Annotated in this window: 4 protein-coding genes and 2 pseudogenes; 3 read left to right on the top strand and 3 right to left on the bottom strand. The window is 49.6% G+C overall.

Features of this window, described 5'->3' with window-relative positions:
- Positions 1–285 (top strand): annotated as a pseudogene (locus MHN01_RS16275) (hypothetical protein); the annotation flags it as partial.
- Between the two features lie 91 nt (positions 286–376).
- Here MHN01_RS16275 and glpQ read toward each other — a convergent pair.
- Positions 377–1,462 carry a glycerophosphodiester phosphodiesterase gene (gene glpQ / locus MHN01_RS16270; RefSeq protein WP_239412303.1) on the bottom strand — a complete coding sequence of 362 codons (1,086 nt, stop codon included), beginning with the start codon at positions 1,460–1,462 and terminating at the stop codon, positions 377–379.
- Positions 1,463–1,792: 330 nt separating this feature from the next.
- Entirely contained in the window at positions 1,793–3,175 is a 1,383-nt protein-coding gene (gene cysS, locus MHN01_RS16265; protein WP_239412302.1) for a cysteine--tRNA ligase, read from the bottom strand.
- A gap of 351 nt (positions 3,176–3,526) precedes the next feature.
- Between cysS and MHN01_RS16260 the strand changes: the two genes are divergently transcribed.
- Positions 3,527–4,024, top strand: coding sequence for a peptidylprolyl isomerase (locus MHN01_RS16260; protein ID WP_239412301.1), 498 nt, complete (start codon positions 3,527–3,529; stop codon positions 4,022–4,024).
- A 42-nt stretch (positions 4,025–4,066) separates the two neighbouring features.
- On the top strand, positions 4,067–4,801 hold the full coding sequence (lpxH, locus tag MHN01_RS16255) for a UDP-2,3-diacylglucosamine diphosphatase (protein ID WP_239412300.1): 735 nt from the start codon (positions 4,067–4,069) through the stop codon (positions 4,799–4,801).
- Positions 4,802–4,916: 115 nt separating this feature from the next.
- On the opposite strand, the pseudogene MHN01_RS16250 reads toward lpxH, so the two are convergent.
- Positions 4,917–5,100, bottom strand: a pseudogene (locus MHN01_RS16250) (hypothetical protein); the annotation flags it as partial.

Genomic DNA, 5,100 nt, shown 5'->3' with positions numbered 1-5,100 from the left:
GATATGAACTGGAAGGCGATTCTGACGGAAACTGAGTACCAGCAATTCAAATGCAAACTGCTTGAAAGCCAACTTCAGCCTCTCGAAAAACAAGCTCTGGATATGCTCTTAGGCCTGCTTGACTGGCTAGAGGAACTCAAGGTTATCCGTCGCCTGAAAGCCAAGGGGTTTTCGATTACCGCACCGATCAAACTTCAGGGGCTAGAGGTTAATCACGTCGGATGGTGTGACTTCTCGACCTTATGGATTAATGACACGCCCGAGCTGACAGCCTCGGGGCTATAGAAGTAATGACCAAATAAAAGGCGATCTCTTGCAGATCGCCTTTATCATTGCTAGCCAGAGGACCGTTCCCCTTCTTCAGCAAGTCATATCGTTATTTACTGTCCTGTGCTGACAAGTAGCCCACAGCTTTGTCCGGGAAGTCGGTAAAGACACCGTCTACATTCGCCGTATTGTAGAAGATATCCAGCATGTCATTGAAGTCATTGGCATAGGCTGGAATGCGGCCGGTATCGGCACGGAAGGTGTATGGATGAACCTGCATACCTTGCTCATGTGCCGCCTTCACCAGTCCGGTTAGCTTGATGTTACCTTTGGTTGACTTGTCAGATACCACCATTGGCTTCCAAGGACCCACGCCGTCGGCGTACTTGGCCACTTTTTCCATTCCGCCCTTGGCAAACATCCAGTCATAGCTATAAGGCTGGGCCTGTCCTTTGGTGTCATAGACCATGGTCTCGTTCCAATCGGTATAGGCCAGTAGCTGCACCAGCTTAACGTCCATGCCCATGGCCGGCATCAGCTCGTCATGAATGCGCTTTAGCTCATTAAAATCAAATGTCTGAAGGAAGACATTACTGTCTTTGTTAGTGTAGCCATAGTCTTTAAGCACCTTCAGCACCGCTTTACTGATGTCTTTGCCTTCGTGGCGGTGGAACCATGGCGCTTTGATTTCAGGGTAAATACCGATGTCATAGCCCAACGACTTGTTCAAGCCCTGGATCATCTCGATTTCTTCCTCGAAGGTCGGTACTTTAAAGTCTGACTGCCACATCGGATAACGCTCAGGGAAGCCCTGAACCTGCTTGCCGTCTTTGATCTTGAAGCCTTCCGTCACGCTCAGCTGCTTGATTTCAGCCAGGGTAAAGTCAATCGCATAATAACGACCATCTTCACGGGCACGATCAGGGAATACCTGGGCCACATTGGTAACACGGTCCAGGTAGTGGTCGTGCAGCACCACCAGGCGGTCATCCTTGGTCATTACCACATCTTGCTCGATATAGTCTGGCTTCATCGCATAAGCCATGGCTTTGGCCGGAAGCGTATGTTCAGGCAGGTACCCCGAGGCGCCACGGTGGGCAACCACTATCTTGTCTGAGTCTGGGGCTGATTGAGCGAAAGCAGGAGCAGCAAGCAGGGTACTGGCAATAGCTGCGGCAAGACATATTTTTTTCATTATTATCAATCCTTAACGTTCGATGCTCTTATCTGGGGAAAGTAAAGCCAACGCCGGGCTTATACAACGAAAATCATAATAAGCAGTATTGGATGATATGTTTTGAACTTTTACTCTAAACGTGATCAAATACATTCGAATAACCACATAATAGTTTCGAATAGTGATATTGGGTCCATTTTCATACTCGTTCGAAATGCATTCGTGAGTTCATTAATCTGTACAGGTATGACTGCACACTACCCTTCAGGCTTGAGAATAATCAGCGAGCATAAAAAAACCGGAGCCAATGCTCCGGTTTTCAATAATTAAGCGCGTTATCCGCTAGGACTACTTACGACGCCATGTCGTCCCCTGCGGGCCGTCTTCAAGGATAATATCCATTGCCAAGAGCTTGTTGCGTGCCTCATCAGCTGCCGCCCAGTCTTTCGCAGCACGGGCATCCAAACGCTGTTGAATCAGCGCTTCGATTTCCGCCACATCATCGCTTTCACCGGCACCACCCTGCAAGAAGGCTTCCGGCTCCTGCGCCAACAGGCCAAGAACATCAGCCAGCTCACGCATACGTGCGCCCAGTGCCGATGCCGCAGCGAGATCATCTGATTTCAGGCGGTTGATTTCACGTGCCATATCAAACAGTGCAGAATAAGCTTCCGGCGTATTGAAATCGTCATCCATAGCTTCTTTAAAGCGAGTCACGAATTCGTCGCCACCAGCTGCTGGTACGTCGGCATCCAGACCGCGTAGCGAGGTATACAGTCGCTCAAGAGCAGAGCGGGCCTGCTTCAGGTTATCTTCGCTGTAGTTCAGCTGGCTACGGTAATGACCGGACATCAGGAAGTAACGTACGGTTTCGGCATCGAAATAGCCCAGTACATCACGGATGGTAAAGAAGTTACCCAGAGACTTGGACATCTTCTCGCGATCGACCATTACCATGCCACTGTGCATCCAGGTATTCACATACTGCGAGCCTGTTGCGCAGCATGACTGGGCAATCTCATTTTCATGGTGCGGGAATTGCAGATCAGAACCACCGCCGTGGATATCAAAATGATCACCCAGGATTGCCGAGTTCATTGCCGAACATTCAATGTGCCAGCCCGGACGACCTGCGCCCCATGGCGATTCCCACGTCGGCTCGCCCGGCTTGGACATTTTCCACAACACGAAATCCAGCGGACTGCGCTTGGCCGTTTCAATATCAACACGGGCACCAGCCTGCAGCTGCTCAAGATCCTGCTTAGACAGCTTGCCGTATTCGTCAAACTTGCTGACTTCAAACATCACATCGCCATTGTCAGCCACGTAGGCAAAACCACGCTCGATCAGGCGTTCACACATGGCAATAATTTCAGCGATGTAGTCCGTCGCACGAGGCTCAATATCCGGACGCTTCATGCCCAGCGCATCGAAGTCGGCGTGCATTTCGCCAATCAGGCGCTCGGTCAGCGAATCACAGCTTTCGCCATTTTCTGCCGCACGCTTAATGATCTTGTCATCGATATCGGTGATATTACGAACAAAGGTCAGATCATAACCGGAATAGCGCAGGTAGCGAGAAACCACATCGAACGACACGAAAGTACGGCCATGACCAATGTGACACAAATCGTAAATGGTAACCCCACAGACGTACATGCCTACTTTACCAGGCTGGATGGGTGTAAATTCCTCTTTCTGTCTAGTGAGCGAGTTATAGATCTTTAACATGTCTCGTAGTTACTCATTTTATGGGGTTACGTTAAGAGGAGTAATTACACCTCTAATAACTAATGAAGGCAAGGAAAAATACGCTAAGGACGCGGTTTATACCGGCCTGGGAGAGAAAACAACCACTGTGCCGGAAAGTCCGCAATCGCAGGGTAATTGATTTCCCGCTTTCATCACGGTTCACCTATAGTTATACCAATGTGGTTACTTATTGGTTTGGCATGAAATTCGGTGAAATAATCATCTTATTTCACCATAGACGGAGAATGATGAGAGATCATGTTGACGCCTTTCCTTAGTAATATAAAATCCGGTATTTAAAGCAATAAACATCCATTAAAGGACAAGCTCATGGTAACGCTTCACACTACTTTTGGTGACATCAAGATTCAGCTAAACACAGAAAAAGCGCCTGAAACGTGTGCAAACTTCCTACAATACTGCCGTGACGGTTTCTACAGCGATACACTATTCCACCGTGTTATCGATGGTTTCATGATCCAGGGCGGCGGCATGGCTTCTGGCATGGTAGAGAAAGAAACTCGCGCGCCAATCAGAAATGAAGCGAACAACGGCCTAAGTAACAAAGTTGGTACGCTGGCTATGGCGCGTACTATGGAGCCGCACTCTGCAAGCTCGCAGTTCTTCATCAATGTAAACGACAACAAGTTCCTGGACTTCAAATCAGAAACACCTGACGGCTGGGGCTACTGTGTATTTGCAGAAATTGTTGAAGGCATGGACGTTGTTAACAAGATCAAAGCGGTTTCTACCGGTAACTGGGGCTATGTGCACCAGGACGTGCCTGTTGAAGAAGTGGTCATCAACAGCGTCACTATCGAAGAGTAATCCATACTCTCAGGGTGGCCTTATGGCCGCCCTCCCTTCCTTATGACAACACTGTTTATTTCTGATCTGCACCTCAGTGCCGAGCGTACCGATATCACCGACTGTTTTCTTACTTTCATGAAAGAAGAAGCCACGGGGGTCGATGCCCTGTACGTCTTGGGTGATCTCTTCGAAATGTGGATTGGCGACGATGACGACTCTCCCTTCCACCAGCAAATCAAGTCGGCCTTCAGGCAACTGACAGAATCGGGGGTACCCTGCTACTTCATTCACGGTAACCGTGACTTTTTGGTCGGAAAGCGATTTAGCCGAGAAACCGGCGTGAAGCTACTGCCGGAGCATAGCGTGATCGACTTGTATGGCACGCCGACGTTGATCCTCCATGGCGATACACTGTGCACCTTGGACGAAGATTATCAACGCTACCGGAAAAAAGTACATAACCGCTTCATTCAATGGTTATTTTTCCGCTTGCCGCTGTCCTACCGACAGAAAATCGGTAACAAGATGCGCAGTAACAGCAGCATGACGAACCAGGAAAAATCGCAGGATGTCATGGATGTCACCCCGGATGAGGTGGAAAAGATCATGGCACAGTACCAGGTAACGGCAATGATCCACGGCCATACCCATCGCCCTGCTGTGCATCGCTTGAGCGTCGGCAGTCAACCTGCTTCACGGACGGTACTGGGTGACTGGTATGATCATGGTTCAGTACTGGTCTGCACACCTGATGGCTGCCAGCTGGAAACACGCGACTTTACGCTGCCGCCCTAACCGCTAGCGATTCAGCCGGGCCGCTCGCTTCTTGCTCATTACTTAAAAGGTACGCCATAGCGTACCTTTTTTATTGTGATGACGACTGACTCTAACGGCTACCTTTTTCTAACTGCTAGGATAGTGATTGCGCTGAGCTCAGTTTTGCGCGCTCACCTGCCCAAGATCGGTACATCGAGAGTGACGTATAAAGTACAACCCCAATCACCAGCCAGGCCAGCAGTTGCAGATCCAGCGACTTAACCAGATAGGCCGCAATCACCACCCCGATCGGCCCGGTTATCGCTACTATCAAGGCC

The sequence above is a fragment of the Photobacterium sp. OFAV2-7 genome, from assembly GCF_022347985.1.
Lineage (GTDB): Bacteria > Pseudomonadota > Gammaproteobacteria > Enterobacterales > Vibrionaceae > Photobacterium.
Note: the sequence above shows the minus strand (reverse complement) of the source record. Positions and strands in the feature narration are given on the sequence as shown.